The sequence below is a fragment of the Geomonas oryzisoli genome (assembly GCF_018986915.1).
In the GTDB taxonomy this organism is placed as follows: domain Bacteria; phylum Desulfobacterota; class Desulfuromonadia; order Geobacterales; family Geobacteraceae; genus Geomonas; species Geomonas oryzisoli.
On sequence record NZ_CP076723.1, the window covers coordinates 4,041,678 to 4,058,052 of the forward strand.

Here is a 16,375-nt window from a genome sequence, read left to right on the forward strand (position 1 = left end):
CTACGGGAGGTTGATTGTGCCATCAGGCCGGGCTCGACGGAAAAACCGAACTCCAGGCGAGGGCCGGATCGTCGCCCAGTGCCTTGTACCAGACATTGACGCTCTCAAGGGTACCGTAAATATTGGTGCTGTTGGTGAGGGTACCGCCGTAACAGTACCCCCCCCTGGCAAAGGTGATGTTGATGCCGGGGGCGTAGGCGCGCACCGCCGACCACAGCAGCCTGACCCCCAGCGGACTCAAGGCCTGGGCCATGCCCTGCAGCAGCAGCAAGGCATGCCCCCGGCCCCGGTGCTGCGGGTGAACCGCAAAGTGGGCCAGTTCGCCGCTGCCGGAGGCGGCGTCGAGGTGTGCCGCGCACATGGCGACGGGGGCCTCTGCGACCCACACCCCCAGAAAAAGATCCCCCCTGTTCAGGGCGGCCTCCAAAAAACGGGGGTCGTGGACGGCGGCAGGCTTGGCCACCCCCACCTCGCCGTAAAGGGCGGCCACCCGGTCAACGTCCGCCGCTTGGGCCAGCCGCAGCGTCCCCCCTTCGGCCAGCGTCACTGCAGGGGCCGGGGGCTGCAACTCGGTGGTAGCCAGGACCGCGTTGCGCAGCATCGGCGCCCGCTCCAGCATCTGCTCCTTGACGAAGAATCTGGTCATGAAACAGCCGGTGTCGCCCTCGCCGTAAAAGTGCGGGATCGCCGCCTCCAGCTGGTAACCGGCTGCGACGAAATGGCGGGCGTGGGCCGCCGCAATCCTGGCGCATACCTTGGTGTACCCTCGGGAAATGGCCACCCGCTCCAGGTCGGCGACGATGCCCGGTGCGTCCCCCGGATCGAGGTGCACAAGGACCGCCTGTCCGTCACGGCGGTCATGGCGCAAAAGCGATTTCCCCATCTTTTCGATCTCGTCTGTCATGCTTTTCTCCCGTCCACTCAGCCGTCCGCGCATTCGGGCCCGCTTTCGCAGCACGACTCCAGGACACCTACGATGGAATTGAGCAGTCCCAGTATCTCGGACTGCTGGTTGAGGTAATAGGTCGCGGCCGACTGGTCGTTCCTGCCGACATGCACACCGAAGATGTCGCCCCGCGCCATCCTGAAGACATCCTCGTCGGTTTCGTCGTCGCCGAAGTAGATTGCCCTGGAGCAGCCCAGTTGCTCCAGGGCAGCCGCCAGCGCCTCGCCTTTGCCCAAGGCCTCCGCGGGAACGACGTTCACCACGTATTTCCCGCCAATGGTGCGTGGTGCCGGATCGAGGTCCTCGATGGCCGCATTGATCATCATCAATGCGCGCTGCGGGTCCTCGCTCTTGCGGTAATGCAGGCTCAGCGACTCCCCCTTGAACTCGATCTCCACCCCCGGCTCGTAGAAAAGCGCCGTGTGCAGGCGGTCCCGCCACTTGAGGCAAAGCTGGACCAGCTCCCAGCGCCGCCCGCTATTTTGTCCCGGCCATTCCGCCCCATGGTTTCCGATCACGAGGTGCGGCTGGAATCCGAGGATGCCGATGGCATCCTGGCGCGATCTACCGGTGATGATCGCTACCTTGGCCAATCCCATCAGGCGCTGCAGGACCCCGCGCACCGGCTTGGCAACCCTCGCTTGGCCGTAGTCCGCGACGATGGGGGCGAGGGTGCCGTCCAGGTCGAAGGCGAACAGGGTGTCCGCCGCCACGTGGTGGGTGAAAGCTGCGAGTTCTTCAAACTGGAAGAGGTAACTGGGCATTACTGGTTTCTCCTGATGCGGGCCGAGAGTTTCTCGCGCTGGCGTACGCGGGCGGCGTCGAGAAGCATCCGTCCGGCCCAGCGGTACACGTTGAAGTCACGTACAAGCGCGCGCATGCTGCGCATCCGCTCGCGCTGCTCGAACGGTGGCATGGTGAGCGCGCGGAAGATGGCCTCCGCCGTCTGCTCGATGTGATAGGGGTTGACGATGAGAGCCTCGTGCATCTCGTGGGCCGCCCCCGTGAACTGGCTCAGGATGAGCACTCCCTGCTCGTCGTCCCTTGCGGCCACGAACTCCTTGGCCACCAGGTTCATGCCGTCGTGGAGGCTCGTCACGATGCAGACGTCGGCACCTCGGTAATAGCGATTCACCACCTCGGGTTCATGGTGCTCGGCCTTCAAAAGGATCGGTTGCCACCCCTCGCTTGAAAAGCGCTGGTTAACACGCTGGGCCAGCGCATGCACCTGGGCATCGAAGGCCTGGTAGTCGTCCAGAGCGGAGCGGGAGGGGGCCGCGATCTGGACGAAGGTGAAGCGTCCTGAGAGTTCCGGGTGCTGTTCGATCACCTTCTCAACCGCCCGGAACCGCTCCAGGATACCCTTGGTGTAGTCGAGACGGTCCACCCCGATGCCGACCAGGTGCTCCGGTCCCGCCCCAAGCTCCCTCCTGAGTTCATCCCGGCACTGCGCCACCGGGGGCTGCCGCCCCTGCCACGGCGGGGGCCACTGGATCGAGATGGGATAGCTCTCCACCATGGTAAGGCTCCCTCCCCGGCTGATGGTGGATGACTCGTGCTCGATGCGCGTCTCCAGGTAGCGGTCCACCGTCTCCAGGAAGTTCTTGCGGTGGAACGGGGTGTGGAAGCCGAGGATGGTCGATCCCAGCATCCCTTCCAGGAGGTCCTCGCGCCAGGGACAGATCCCGAAGGACTCCGGGTTGGGCCAGGGGATGTGCCAGAAGGTGATCACGGTCGCCTTGGGGAGCGCCCTGCGGATCATGCCCGGCAGCAGGGCGAAATGATAGTCCTGCACCAGCACCACCGGATCGTCACTGTCGGCCTCATCGACCACGGCGTCCGCGAAGCGCTGGTTCACTTCCCGGTACTGCTCCCAGTCGCTGGAACGGAAAATCGGGCGGACGTGGGCTATGTGGCACAGGGGCCAGAGTCCCTCGTTGGCGAAGCCGTAGTAGTAGCCGTTTTCCTCCTCCTTGGTGAGCCAGATACGCCTCAAGGTGTACTCGGGCGTGTCCGGAGGGACGGCGACCCGGTCGTGCCGGTCGGTGACCATCCGGTCGGCGCTGCCGCTACCGTGGGCGATCCAGGTTCCTGAGCAGGCCCGCATCACCGGTTCGACGGCGGTGACCAGCCCGCTGGCCGGGCGGTGCACCTCAATGCCGTCACCCTTTTTGCTGTGGATGTAAGGTTCACGATTGGACACCACGATGATCCGCTCGCCGGTCAACTGCTTGTGCAATAGGTTGCGCAGGGCGTCCGGGCTCCAGGAGATGGTGGCGTCGTCGGCCATGCGCCTCTCGCTGTCCAGAGCACGAAGCAGTGACCGCAGGTCACCAACCAGGGGCTGCAGTTCAGGCTCGACCGCCGGTTGGGCGAAGGGCCTCACGATCCCCTCGCCCCGGAGCATGGCCCGCACCCCTTCCAGCCAGCCGCGCCAGCTCAGGTGGGCCACGAAGACGGTGATGGCGGAAACGACCACGCCGAGCAGCGCAAAGAAGGCGATGATGTAGTTGCGGGTGTCCTCGCTGCGCCGCTCCACGAAGCTCATGTCGTGCACCAGGATCAGGGAGCCGGCGCCTGACGACGGTACCCCGACCGGGTGCACCGCCACATGCACCGCCCCCTGGGGAAGGTGGAGTACCTGCCCCTTTTCGGTATCCGCGGCCGGAGGCGCCGGACAGCCGAGCGCCTCCGGAAAAGCGGGGGTTTTGTACAACAGCTTGCCGCGGCGATCGCAGTACCCCAGGGCCAGAAGCCGCTCGTCCTGCACCGCCCTGTTCAACAGCGACCGGACCTTGGCGGCGTTCTCCTGCTGCAGCAATTCCACCAGCTGATCGTGCAGTGTGTTGGCGATCAGGCGCGACCGGATGTCCATGTCGCGCATGAACCAGTGCATGGTGAGCCGGTCCACCAGGGGAACCGCCGCGATGGCCAAAAGCCCGAGGGCCGCCGCGAGCGGCACGATGAATCTGAGGGAGAGCCTGAGCGATTTGAGGGATGAGCCGGAAACCCTTTTTTTCATGCGAGCCTCGCTGCGGTCGGCGCGCTAAGCCGCCTGAGCCGATCCCGCGTTGAAATAGGGGAGCATGAGATCCTCCATGCTGTAGAGCCCGGCGCCCCTTTCATGCAGATGCTTCGCCGCAAAGAGCACGCCGTTGCCGAAGGCCTCGCGGGTGATGGACTCGTGCTTCAGGCGCACCGTCTGGAAGGGGAAGCCGAAGAGGATCTCGTGCACCCCGATGATGCCGCCGGCACGCACGGTCTTGATCGCTTCCTCTTCGAGCCCCAGGGACGAGGCGATCTTTTTGGCCGTCCCGGAGACTTCGGGCTTGGCCTTGAAATGTTCCTCCACGACCTCGATGTCCGTGTAGGGCGCGATATTCTTGAGGATCTTCGCCGCGATGATGAGAAAATTGATGCCGATGGTGATGTTGGGAGACCATAGCACCCGAGTTTTTTGCGCCAGGTGTTTCAGATACGCCACCGTCTGCTCCGAATACGAGGAGATGGCACTCACCACGGCGACGTTGCGGTCACGGGCCGCCTCGCCGTAGTATCTCACCCCATGCTCGGAGGAAAAGTCGATGATGACATCCACCGGGAACCGCTCCAGCAGTTCCGCCCCGGAAAATTCATCCGCGGAATAGATGTATCCCGGCTCCTCCGAATCGATCCCCAGGAACTCCGGTACCGATCTATGTTCGAGGTTGTGCGACTTGCGCAGCACCCACTGAAGGTTGGTTTCCTTGCTCTGCAGCAGCACCGATGCCACCGCCTTGCCTGTCTTGCCGAATCCCATCAATCCTACTTTCATGTTCACCTCACATTGTCATACCGCACGACGCGCAGCGTCACCGCGCCTCCCCGACCGCGGGATGTGACCGTGGTGACAGCCTGTGCCGGAACGTCCAGTTGTTGCGCGAGATAGCGCCCAAGGAAGCGCAGCCTGCCGCCGCTCTCCTTCGGCCCGGCCACCTCGAAACGGAACGCCGATGGCCCTTCGGGCAGGTGGCGCAGCATCTCCAGTTTGCTTTTGCTTTCGGGGGCAAGGGATCCGTCCCCGGCGAAAACGATGGGCGGCAGCATCGGAGTCACGCGGATTTCCACCCGCACCGGGACCCCCAGTGCCTGCTGCAGCTGCCGGCTCAACAGCAGGCGCTCATCGTCGCGTACCTCGTAATCCCTGCCCAGCGTGGCGCTCACCAGCAGAGGCCCTCCCTCTCCGCCGAACGCCACCGTGGTGTGCGAAACCTCGAAGGGGACGAGGGCACCGGTAAGTTCCTGCTCGACCCTCGCCACGAGCGGCCCCATCTTCGCAGCGAGCTCAGCCGGGCTCTCCTTCGCAGGCTGTGCCCCAACGCCCCCCCTTTTTGCCGTTACATCCCCGAGCTGGCTTTCCGAGGCAACGATCACCTGCTCAAGCTCCAGCCGCACCGGGCGCCCAAGCCCCTGGGCCAGTTCCTGCTCGATCGCTTGTTGCGCCGGTTTGGGAACAAAGCGCACCGTGTTCACCGATGCCATCACCAGCACCGCCTTGCCCTCCTGCCGAAACCGGTACCCGGTCAGGCGCGACGCGAGCTCACGGTCCAGGCGGCTTTTGAGCACCCGCCCGATGCGTTTTTCGTTCTTGATCCTCGTCACATCGCTGCTCAGCGTGTAGACGAGCGGCACGGAAATAAGGGTCAAAACCGTGGTGATAACGGCCAGCCTGGTCCGGTGCGAGTGCTGCGATGCCTCCACGTGGCTGGTCCTGAATCCCATGATGAAAAAGACGATGTCCGAGCTCAGGATGATGGCAACGAAGTTGGTGAAAAAGAGCAGGAATCCGCCCAGGGCCAGCATCGGCTGCCAGGTCCCCAGGCCATAACCGGCCACGCTCAGGGGGGGGATGACGGCGGTCGCGACTGCCACCCCGGTCGACGTGATCAGGTAGTTGCGCTTGGTGCACAGGGCCACCGCACCGGCGACCCCGGACAGCGCCGCAATGAACAGGTCCAGGATGTTAGGCCGCACCCGGGACAGGATCTCCGCCGTGGGCTCCTTTAACGGAGACACGAGCGTTATGAGTGCGCTGACCGCCACGGTGAGCGCGATGCTCGTGCCCAGGGTCCGGAATGTCCGCCGCACCAGGGCAAGGTCGCCGATGGTGAAGGAAAGACTCGCCGAGATGATCGGTCCCATGAGCGGAGAGATCAGCATGGCCCCGATTACCACGGCTACACTGTTCAGAAGCAGTCCCAGCAGGGCGATCACCGCGGCGAGGATGAGCATCACGTAATAGACCCAGGAGCCGTCCACCGAAGCGGCGACCTCCCTGATCACCTCGCGGTGCTGCACCATGTCAGCCTTCATGGCCAGATAGGCTTTCATCCTGCCCCGGTAGAATGGAGTGCCGGTTCCTGCCATCTCTATCCTTCCTAAAACGCGGTGTCCCACCTTTTCGAGAGGCGGATGGCCGCGTTGATCAGCCCGACCATGCTGTAGGTCTGCACGAAGTTGCCCCACTGCTCCCCGGTCGCCACGTCGACGTGCTCCGCCATCAGGCCGTGCCGGTTGTGGCGCGCCAGGAGATTTTCAAAGAGCCGGCGCGCTTCCTCGGAGCGCCCCAAGGCCACCAGGGCGTAGATGTACCAGTAGGTGCAGACGATGAACGCGTTTTTGGGCGTGCCAAAGTCGTCGTCCTCGACGTAGCGGAAGATGTAGTCGCCGCGGCGCAGATCGCGCTCGATGGCGGCGACGGTCGAGGCGAAGCGCGGGTCGTCGGCAGCAAGGAAGCCTACGTCGTGCATGAGCAGGAGACTTGCGTCGAGGGTATCCCCTTCGAATGCCGCCGTGAAGCTCTTCTTCTCCTCACTCCAGCCACGCCGGCACACCGTCTCGTGGATGCGCTGCGCCTGGGCCTCCCAGTATGCGGCCCGTTCCCTGAGCCCAAGTCGGGTTGCTATCCTCCCCAGGCGGTCGCAGGCGGCCCAGCACATGATGCTGGAGAAGGTGTGAACCCTGCGGCTTCCCCTGAGCTCCCAAAGCCCGGCGTCCGGCTGGTCGTGCATCTGGATCGCCATCTCACCCAGCGGCTCGAGACGGTGGAACAGGGGCATATCGCCGCGCTGCATGAGGCGGTGATCGAAAAACACGTGGGTAACCGCCAGAACCGCAGAACCGTACACGTCGTGCTGCACCTGCAGGCAGGCCTGGTTGCCGACCCGCACCGGTCCCATGCCGCGGTAGCCGGGCAGCGACGGCATCTCCTTCTCTTCCAGGTTGCTGCTGCCGTCGATGCCGTACACCGGTTGCAGATAGCCGCCTTCGCTGCCGGCAACCACGTTGACCAGGTAGCGCAGGTAGCGCTCCATGGTCTTGGTCGCGCCGAGGCGGTTCAGCGCGTTGACAACGAAATAGGAGTCGCGCAGCCAGCAGTAGCGGTAATCCCAGTTCCTTCCGGAATCCGGGGCCTCGGGGATCGAGGTGGTGAGAGCGGCGGCGATGGCGCCGGTGTCCTCGAAGGCGTTCAGCTTGAGTGTGATGGCCGCCCTGATCACCTCGTCCTGCCACTCGTACGGGATGCCCAGATCCCGCACCCATTCCTGCCAGTAGGCGATAGTGTCGTTCCTGAAGCGGTGCGCGAGCTCGGAGACGTTTTCGTGCACGGTTTCGTCCGGGCCGAACACGAGGTTCACCTCGTCATCAAGCACGAACGGGAGTTCCTGCAGGATGGCGGTGATCGAGGCGTCGGTGGAGAGGCGCAGCACCATGTACGGCGAGACGTAGCGGATGTGGTGGCTGCCGTGGGTAAATTCGCCGCGTTCCGCGCCATAGTTGCGTGCCGGCCGCACCCTGATGACGACCCTCGGCGTCCCCTGCACCCGGCGCATCTGCCGGACCAGCATGATGGGGGTGAACATCCTGCCGTACTGCCGGAAGCGGGGGGCGAAGTCGCTGATCTCCACCACGCCGCCCCGGGAGTCGGTCATCCTGGTGACGAGAACCGCCGAGTTGGTGAGGTACTCCTGTTCGCTCGCCACCTGGTCCATGAGTTCTACGGAGCAGTAGCCAAGCCCCTCTCCCGGTTCGTGCTCCTGGAGCAGGGAGCAGAATACGGGGTCGCCGTCGAAGCGGGGTAGGCAGTACCATACGATCTCCGCCTGATTGTCGATCAGCGCGCCGATCTGGCAGTTGCCGATCAATGCGAGGTCAAGGGAATGCTTCATGACTGGCTCCTCCCTTTCAGCCGCGGCCCGCGGAGGTCAGCCGCGCAGCGGCTGCGGCATCAGGTGTTCGGCTCCCAGTATCCTCACCATGTGCCGCATCCCTTCCAGGACGCTGTCGAACTCCTGCTGCGTGAGCGTGGACAGGCCGTTCACCAGCATGACCTGCGCGACCTCGGGAGCCTTGGCCACAAGCACCCTGCCCGCGCCTGTCAACTCCAGGTCAACCGCGCGCCGATCCTGCTGCGACCTGGTGCGGGTCACCAGCCCCTTGCCCTCCAACCGGTCCAGAATCCCCACCACGGTGGCAGGGCGCAGGTACATCTGCCGGGCTAAATCTGAGACGCGAAGAGGTGCCTGCCGGTCGAGGATCTTCAAAGCCCACAGCTGTGGTCCGGTTAGCTCGGTCTCTCTCTCGGCGCTGCGCGAATACTCACTCACCGCCTGAAAGATCCTCCTCAGATTGTCTATGATTTCTGGTGTCTGCTCACTACGTCCCATGTTGCGCTCCAAATACCTTGACAACAAGATTAGCAAGGCGAATAATTAGCCCCACAAACTATATCAACTATCAGCAGGTCCGTCAAGGTAGTCCCGGAACACCTTCCCCTCAGGCTACTCCCTGCAACCATGAGTGCACGTCTATCATCGCAATCAAGAAGGCCTCTCAACGCTAAGTTGACGATGCAGCCGTAAAAGCTGGCACTGCCATCGCGCACTCTGTCGTGATAGCTCACGCTGCATCGAGATAGAAAGGATACAACCAGTGAACCGTAAAATAGTCGAACAGGTGACGCTTTTGGCAAGCGTGATCAAGTGGGCAAGCTACGCCTCCGCCGTTGGGGTGCTGGTCGGCGGCGGCACCACCGCCTTTTTGAAGGCGCTCGCATGGAGTACATCCCAGTATTCAAAGATGCCCGACTACTACCTGCTGCTCCCAGTCACACTCGTCGCAAGCGCCCTCTTGGTCAGGTGGTTCGCCCCCGACGCAGCCGGCCATGGCACGGAAAAGGTGATCGAGGCGGTGCACCAGAGAATGGGGAGAATCCCGGTAATGGTGGTCCCGGTGAAACTGGCGGCGACGGTCATCACCCTGGCTGGTGGCGGGTCGGCGGGAAAAGAGGGCCCCTGCGCCCAGATCGGCGCCGGACTCGCCTCCTCGTTCGCGTCACTGCTGCGACTCAACGACGTCGACCGGCGCAAACTGGTCATATGCGGCATCAGTGCGGGGTTCGCTACCGTCTTCGGTACCCCGATCGCGGGGGCTCTTTTCGGCGTGGAGGTGCTCGTACTCGGGCAGGTGTTCTACGACGTGCTTTTTCCTTCATTCGTGGCGGGCATCATCGGCTTCCACGTGGCAGGGAAGCTCGGGGCGAGCTACCCGCATCCTGCGGCCGAAATCATCCCCGCCGTCACCGGCTGGAGTTTCACCGAGATGATCCTGCTCGGCATCTGGTGCGGTGTCGCCGCTTTGCTCTTCATCGAGTTGATGCAACTGGGACACCGGCTGTTCGCACGGCTTTCCTGGCATCCGGTGGTGAAGGCACTGTTGGGAGGGGTGCTCCTGGTCCTGATCGGCAGGTTCGTATCGCTGCGCTATCTGGGGCTTGGCCTGGACAGCATTGATGCCGCGCTCAACGGCGCGGTGCTTCCCGCCGGGGCCACTTTCATGAAGATGATTGCGACCTCGATCACCCTGGGCAGCGGCGGCAGCGGCGGCGTGGTCACCCCGATTTTCTTCATAGGAACCGCAGCGGGGAACCTCTTCGCCTCGCTGTTCCACGAACCCCTGGTCGCCACCTTCTCGGCCATCGGCATGGTTGCCCTTTTGGCCGGTGCAGCCAACACCCCCATAGCCGCCTCGGTCATGGCCATGGAGCTCTTCGGGGCCGGCATCGCCCCGCACGCCGGCGTCGCCTGCATGGTGAGCTTTCTCATCGTGGGATACCGCAGCATCTACCCGAGCCAGATCCTTGGCATCCAGAAGAGTTCGTCGCTGAAGGTGGAAACCGGGCGGCCGCTCGGACAGTTGAATCCGGAGAAACGGCAGGACCACCTGGCAATTTCTCTACCGTCATTCGTGGTGAAGGGGGCCAAGGTCCTCGGTAAAAACCGTAAGAGGTATAAATGAAATCAGTCATTTTTTGGACACCTTCACTATTACCACGATCAGCAGGACCACCAGGAGTACCCCGGCAATCCCCCAGATCATCATCGACCCCATCATCCAACCCATCATATCCTGATGCATCATGGCTCATCCTCCCGACCGGCCGCTTCGCTTTCCCCTAGCGGCCGCTACTGCTCCTGAGACGCACCGCCCCCTCACATCCTTTCCTTGATCCCCTTCTTGATCAACCACCAGTTCACCGGGAAGGAGGTCATAAGGCCGAACCACATGGCGATCTGCATCATGAACCAAAAGACCGGGTTGGTCTTGGGGATCTCGTGCCGGAAGATTACGAACACGGCGATCGCCATCCAGCCATACATCCCGACCTGCCAGGCCGTGAGCGACAGGGCGTCGGCCTTGACCGCTGCCCAGACCCCCTTTCCCTTGGGGAGGTTTTTCATCGGCACGATGGTGAAGTACTGGAACGCCACCCCGAAAAGGAAGGCGAGGATGTAGTCGAGAAGCCACGCGCCGAAAATCTTCTGTCCCAGTACGGCAAAGGGGAAGGCGACGATGAGCCATTCGGCGGCGATGTCCCCTACCGTGCAACCGCTGCCACAGTGAGAGGCGCCCAGGGCGGTTATCTGCCAGAACGGCTTCTCCTTGCCCGGAGGGGTCTTCCCCTGACGCTTCGCCTCCTCCACCGCATTACGCGTTGAAAGACGGCCCGCCCTAAAGTAGGCCCACAGCGCGAAGGCGCTACCGTAGAGGGCGGTGATGGGCCAGACCACGTTCATGATCCACATGTGCTGCCGGTGGTCTCTGGCAATGTCGATCACGATTATTGCCGAGCACAAGACTGCCAGCGCCAACGATGTCCATGCCAGTGCTACCAGCCATGCAGGGTAGACAATCGCTTCCATGTGACCTCCATTTTCCTCAGCCGCCGTTGCCCCGTTAGACTGCAACCGGCACACTACCGACTTACCGCGGCTCCTTTCGGCGCCTTTAAAAGCTGTGCTGCACCCCGATGGTGACCCGGTAGCGCTCCGAGGCATCGCCGAAGCCGGCTCCGGCGCCGATCGATCCGATCGTGTACGGGGTGAGTTGCCGCCGCAGCCCCGCTTCCACCACGTTGGACTCCTCGTGCTTCTTTTCCTTCTGCTCGCGTACATAATCGAGGACCAGGCTCTGGTCCTTCCCGGCGCGGCAGCTGAACCCGATGATGCCCTTGAACTGGACATGGCGCTCGGTCGCCCGGTCGCGCCCTGCGTTTCTCTTCCAGATCAGGTTCGCGTGCAGACGGTGCAGCCAGGTGGTCCGGACGTAGGGCATCTTGGACAGGATGACTTTTGTGGTTACATCCACTCCCGCTGACCGCTCGCCGGTCGGAAAGTCTGCGTTCACCGCCAGTGCGAACGCCGGGAGGTAGAGCGATTCCGTGTTGAAGTTGTAAAGGACCTCAGCGCTCACGTCGCCGCTCCCCGTGCGGTCGGTGTTGCCGCTGTAGAAAGTCCCCTGCACGGTGAATTCCGTGTTGGGGAGCACGCCGAACTCGAAGCGCGGCTGGTACACGAAGCGGTTTCCGGGATCCTCATCTATGTAGCGCACCACACCCTGCACCTCCCTGTTCCGGAAAGGCGTGGCATACGCGTCCTGAAGTTCCGTCGGGAGATTCTCGTCCAGGTTGGTGTGGTCCGAGGCATAGGCAGCAGTGCCAGTAATTATCAGCAAAGACAGGCAGAGAAGTGTGCGTTTCATAGCGACCCTCCTTCAGGCAGTGCGCGCGGCGCGGCAGGTTCCTGCTCCATCGGCATCGGGGCGACATCGGGCATGGCGCCGTACTTGTCCTGCCACCCTTTCATCATCACATCGACCATCTTTTGCGGCGTCTGCCCCGGCTCCATTGACTCCGGGCTCATCTGCATCTGGGGCATGACCTTCTTCAGCGCGTCCATCAGGGAACCCGGCAGCTCTCCCTCCTGCATCCCGGGCGTCATCTTCTTCTTGAACTGTTCCATCATCTGCGCCTTCATCAGGGGATCAGGCTGCCCGGGCATCATGAGCGGCATCATCTCCTCCATCATCTCCATCATGATCCGATTCATCTCCCCTTCCGTTCCCTTCATCCACGGCTCGTAGAGCCTCGGGTCCATGTCCGGGTGCGGCGTCGAGAACTTCCGCGCCAGCTTCTCGTCACCGGGGTGGTAGCTCATGGCCTTGATGACCCGGTACAACTCGTCCCGCTTCTGTTCCACAGTCCATCCCTCGTACGACAGGAGATCGTAGGCGATACCGTGCAGCATGTGCAGGTTGTCGAAGATGTTGGCGGACTCCGGGGACATGCGGCTGTACCGTGGCATCATCTCGCGGGACAAGAGCATACGCTGGGGGCGCTCCTTGAGAACCTGGGTGAAGAGGGTGCGATCGGTGTCACGCACCATCTCCTCCTGCGCCTTGCCGTTGCCTCCGAGCATCTGGGCCTCGTAGATGGCGGGATGCCACCAGTGCGCGGCGAAGAAGAAGTTGTTCGACTTGGGATAGTTGTTCCGGAACAAGGTGGCATACGGCTTCATCATGACGGCCGCGCGCCGCAAGGTCACGTCGAGGGGCGCGGGGCTGCGGGGGATATCCAACTTCTCCAGGTAGTAGGCAACGGCCCGGTCGGTCCAGCGTTTCTTCCGATCCCAGGGTATGTCCCGGTCGGCCAGGATGTCATAGGTTTGCTCGTGGTGCATGTGGGTCCAATCGATGGCCCGGTAGAGCTGCCACATCGTGCGCGCCGTGTAGGGGCCGTAGAGTTCCATCTTCGGCTCGGTCTGCGGCGGGTTGTGGATCATCTCCAGGTACGCCAGATCCGCCTTCCGGTCGGTCTCTTCATGCTGCGCCAGAGGCTCCAGTTGCAGGAAATCGTGCTGGATGCCGTGGGCGAAGTGGATGGCGGCACCGACCCTGAAGGCCCCGTTCTCGCGGTGAAAAAACGCCGCATTATACGGCCCTTTCAGGTTGGAAACTTCTTTGCGCTGCTCCAGCGCCGCACCCGCCTTTGGCTGCAGGGCAAGGGCAAATAGCATTGCCGCCGACAGGGCAGTTCCGATTCTCATGACCGCCTCCTTTAATTTGAAAGGTTAAAATTTTCACATCTGGTATTCTAATGGGCATTGCTCCGATGGCAACTTATGATTTTCTCTAAGTAGGCTCGGAGTAATCCGAACAGGAGGTCTAATGATGGATTCTATTGCACACAGAGTAGTAGTCATTACCGGTGCTTCAGCAGGGTTGGGACGGGCGATAGCACAGGCGTTTGCGCGCGAGGGGGCCAGCATTGGGCTTGTCGCCAGGAACCGCGAAAGACTGGAGGCGGCAAAAGTTGAGGTCGAGCAGTTGGGAGGGAAGGCGCTGGTATTGGTCGGAGACGTGGCGGACGCGCAGCGCGTCGAGGAGGCAGCGGCGGAGGTGGAAGGGGAGTACGGCCCCATCGACGTCTGGGTGAACAACGCCATGACCTCGGTCTTCTCCCCCTTCAACCAGATGACCGCGGAGGAATTCAGGCGGGTCACCGAGGTGACTTACCTTGGCGCGGTGCACGGCACCATGGCTGCGCTGAAGAGGATGCTGCCGCGGAACCGGGGCATGGTGATCCAGGTGGGCTCGGCGCTCTCGGATCGCAGCATCCCGCTGCAGTCCGCCTACTGCGGCGCCAAGCACGGCATGAGGGGCTTCACCGACTCGATCCGCTGCGAACTGATCCACGAGAAAAGCCGGGTGCACATCACCATGGTGCAGCTCCCGGCCATGAACACGCCGCAGTTCGACTGGGTCGAGTCGCGCCTTCCCAACCGGCCCCAGCCGGTCCCCCCCATCTACCAGCCCGAGGTTGCTGCCAACGCCATCGTCTGGGCCTCGCACCACCGGCGCCGGGAGATCTACGTTGGCTTGCCGACGGTCAAGGCGATGTGGGGCAACAAGTTCATCCGGGGCCTACTCGACCTCTACCTTGGCCGCACCGGGTACACGTCGCAGCAGACCGACGAACCGGAGCGCCCGGAGCGCCCCGCCAACCTCTGGCACACGGTGCCCGGCCCCTTCAGCGCGCACGGACGCTTCGACGCCCGTTCCAAGGCCTTCAGCACCCAAGTCTGGCTCTCGGAAAACAAGTGGGGGCTAGGCATATTGCTGGCCGGCGGCCTCACGGCGGCCACCCTTTTCTTCAAGTCCAGCCATGACCGGCACCGCCGCGGCAAGTCCGGTCGATGAGCGGCAGCCCGAAGAAAGTCATCTGGGCGGCCATGGCCGCGAACCTCGCCATCGCCGCGATCAAATTCTTCGCCGCCTGGCGCACCGGGAGCTCCGCCATCCTCTCCGAGGGGATCCATTCCGTGGTCGACACCAGCGATCAGGTGCTCCTTCTGTACGGGTTGCACCGGGCGGCGCTCCCGCCGGACCGCGACTTCCCCTTCGGGCACGGCAAGGAGATCTACTTCTGGAGCTTCGTGGTCGCCATGCTCATCTTTTCGCTGGGCGCAGGCGTCTCTTTCTACGAGGGGGTGCACCACCTGCTGCACCCTGCCAAACTGGTCGATCCCAAGGTGAACTACTTCGTCATCGCCGCCGCCATGATCTTCGAGGGTATTTCGTGGACCATATCGGTGCTGGAATTCAGGAAACAGAAGAAGCCCGGGCTCGGTTACCTGCAGGCGATCCACAGGGGGAAGGACCCCACCCTGTTCCTGGTACTGATGGAGGATTCGGCAGCACTGCTGGGCCTTCTTACCGCACTGATAGGTATCGGGCTGAGCCAGGCCACCGGTCATCACTTTTTCGACGGGGCCGCCTCCCTCGTTATCGGCGCCATCCTGGCCGCTACCGCCGTCTTCCTTGCGCGGGAAACCAAGGGGCTGCTCATCGGGGAAGCGGCCGATCGTGAGGCGGAGCAGGTCATCAGGGGGATCGTGCAAAAGGGGCAACACGTGGAACGGGTCAACGAGGTGCTCACGCTGCAGATGGGCCCGGAATACGTCCTGGCCACGGTGGCCCTCGCTTTCGCCGATGGTATCACCGCGGATCAGATCGAGGACGAGGTCGCAAAACTGGAAACGGAGATAAAGAAGAGCCTGCCGACGGTGAAGAAGGTGTACATCGAGGCGGAAGGGGAGAAAACAGTATAGAGGGCAAGGGGGTGGAACTATAACTGAAAGGGGGACGGCTGCTGCCGTCCCCCTTTTTGCGTCACTCTTTGCTCTTCTTGAAGTAGGCCAGGAACTCCTGACGGGTGAGCCACTTCTTGCGCACCAGGTGCTCGATGCTGCGGCTCATGGCCTGGCGCTCGCCGTCTTTCATCTCCCCCTTGAGCAGCACGAAGAACGGGATGTTCCTCGTCTGCGGGTAGAGCCGGAAACGCTCCAGGAGCTCGAAGGCCGCCTGGTCCGGGAGCATCAGCGCGCAAAACATCATGTAGGGATGGATGATGGTGCCAAGGGCGACAGCCTCCTTCCCGGTATAGGCGTTCACGACCTCGAAGCCGAGTTTGGTGATTGCGTGCTGCACCTGCTCCTCGCCCTTGCGGGTCACCAGCATCACCTGCAGGTCGTAGTCATCCGACTCGTCCGTGAGACCCAGTTGCTTCAGTTTCCGGGTCATATAGGTCGTGTCGACGGGGAGAGTGAAGAAGCCCGCCACCGGGAACACGGCCCCCACCTGCCCGATCTCACTCAGGTACATGGGGAGGATCGGGATCTCCCGTGTCGCCGGGTTCTCCTTCAGGGCCAGCAGGACTCCCCAGCCGTCGTCGGACCAGGGGGAGAGGTCCAGCAGGATCGCCCTCGGAGTGCAACCTGCCAATTCCGAAATCTTGGCGGTCCTGGCGCGGTGCCCCCCTTCGGCGAGATAGCTGCATGCGATGGCGCCTCGCTCCACCCTCTCGCCCAGTCCCATGATCCAGAGTTCTCGCTCGTCACATTCGATCATCGGTACTCCTTTATCGTACCCGGCGCTGCAATCGCCCTCCCCTTTTCAGGTGGAGGAGAGGCAGCCCCGGGGCCGAATTTTTAATGGTTTGCAGGGCGTCACCGTCGCGGGCCCGGCCGGCCGCCGTCAGCCGCGATGCCGCTC

At 62.9% G+C, this 16,375-nt stretch carries 14 protein-coding genes; 3 read left to right on the plus strand and 11 right to left on the minus strand.

Features of this window, described 5'->3' with window-relative positions; genetic code table 11:
• Positions 1–22: 22 nt before the first annotated feature.
• From KP004_RS17565 to KP004_RS17595, 7 genes are read right to left on the minus strand one after another with little or no spacing between them, the layout of a single operon-like run.
• The gene (locus KP004_RS17565; protein WP_216799712.1) at positions 23–904 is read right to left on the minus strand and encodes a GNAT family N-acetyltransferase; all 882 of its coding nucleotides are present in this window, start codon (positions 902–904) and stop codon (positions 23–25) included.
• A 17-nt stretch (positions 905–921) separates the two neighbouring features.
• The gene (gene otsB / locus KP004_RS17570) at positions 922–1,710 is read right to left on the minus strand and encodes a trehalose-phosphatase (RefSeq protein ID WP_216799713.1); all 789 of its coding nucleotides are present in this window, start codon (positions 1,708–1,710) and stop codon (positions 922–924) included.
• Entirely contained in the window at positions 1,710–3,968 is a 2,259-nt protein-coding gene (locus KP004_RS17575) for an alpha,alpha-trehalose-phosphate synthase (UDP-forming) (RefSeq protein WP_216799714.1), read from the minus strand. Before KP004_RS17575 ends, otsB begins: the two co-directional genes overlap by 1 nt.
• A gap of 24 nt (positions 3,969–3,992) precedes the next feature.
• Entirely contained in the window at positions 3,993–4,760 is a 768-nt protein-coding gene (locus KP004_RS17580) for a 4-hydroxy-tetrahydrodipicolinate reductase (protein ID WP_216799715.1), read from the minus strand.
• A gap of 2 nt (positions 4,761–4,762) precedes the next feature.
• Entirely contained in the window at positions 4,763–6,316 is a 1,554-nt protein-coding gene (locus tag KP004_RS17585) for a TIGR00341 family protein (RefSeq protein ID WP_239026850.1), read from the minus strand.
• A gap of 47 nt (positions 6,317–6,363) precedes the next feature.
• Positions 6,364–8,154 carry a glycoside hydrolase family 15 protein gene (locus tag KP004_RS17590; protein ID WP_216799717.1) on the minus strand — a complete coding sequence of 597 codons (1,791 nt, stop codon included), beginning with the start codon at positions 8,152–8,154 and terminating at the stop codon, positions 6,364–6,366.
• Positions 8,155–8,190: 36 nt separating this feature from the next.
• A complete protein-coding gene (locus KP004_RS17595) occupies positions 8,191–8,592 on the minus strand; it encodes a MarR family winged helix-turn-helix transcriptional regulator (protein WP_239026851.1) in 402 nt (133 codons plus the stop codon).
• Positions 8,593–8,917: 325 nt separating this feature from the next.
• On the opposite strand from KP004_RS17595, the gene KP004_RS17600 reads away from it, so the two are divergent.
• On the plus strand, positions 8,918–10,282 hold the full coding sequence (locus KP004_RS17600) for a chloride channel protein (RefSeq protein WP_216799719.1): 1,365 nt from the start codon (positions 8,918–8,920) through the stop codon (positions 10,280–10,282).
• 194 nt (positions 10,283–10,476) lie between these two features.
• Here the strand turns inward: KP004_RS17600 and KP004_RS17605 are convergent, their stop codons facing one another.
• The 3 genes from KP004_RS17605 to KP004_RS17615 form a co-directional block, all read right to left on the minus strand.
• Positions 10,477–11,187, minus strand: coding sequence for a DUF4396 domain-containing protein (locus KP004_RS17605; protein WP_239026852.1), 711 nt, complete (start codon positions 11,185–11,187; stop codon positions 10,477–10,479).
• Between the two features lie 85 nt (positions 11,188–11,272).
• Positions 11,273–12,025 carry a transporter gene (locus KP004_RS17610; RefSeq protein ID WP_216799720.1) on the minus strand — a complete coding sequence of 251 codons (753 nt, stop codon included), beginning with the start codon at positions 12,023–12,025 and terminating at the stop codon, positions 11,273–11,275.
• Positions 12,022–13,368 carry a hypothetical protein gene (locus tag KP004_RS17615; protein ID WP_216799721.1) on the minus strand — a complete coding sequence of 449 codons (1,347 nt, stop codon included), beginning with the start codon at positions 13,366–13,368 and terminating at the stop codon, positions 12,022–12,024. Before KP004_RS17615 ends, KP004_RS17610 begins: the two co-directional genes overlap by 4 nt.
• Positions 13,369–13,492: 124 nt before the next feature.
• Between KP004_RS17615 and KP004_RS17620 the strand changes: the two genes are divergently transcribed.
• Both KP004_RS17620 and KP004_RS17625 read left to right on the plus strand, forming a co-directional pair.
• Complete coding sequence (locus tag KP004_RS17620) at positions 13,493–14,521, plus strand: SDR family oxidoreductase (RefSeq protein WP_216799722.1); 1,029 nt, start codon at positions 13,493–13,495, stop codon at positions 14,519–14,521.
• Positions 14,518–15,432, plus strand: a complete 915-nt coding sequence (locus KP004_RS17625) for a cation diffusion facilitator family transporter (RefSeq protein ID WP_216799723.1) — start codon at positions 14,518–14,520, stop codon at positions 15,430–15,432. Before KP004_RS17620 ends, KP004_RS17625 begins: the two co-directional genes overlap by 4 nt.
• A 61-nt stretch (positions 15,433–15,493) precedes the next feature.
• On the opposite strand, the gene KP004_RS17630 is transcribed toward KP004_RS17625, so the two are convergent.
• Positions 15,494–16,231, minus strand: a complete 738-nt coding sequence (locus KP004_RS17630) for a response regulator (protein WP_216799724.1) — start codon at positions 16,229–16,231, stop codon at positions 15,494–15,496.
• Between the last annotated feature and the right edge of the window lie 144 nt (positions 16,232–16,375).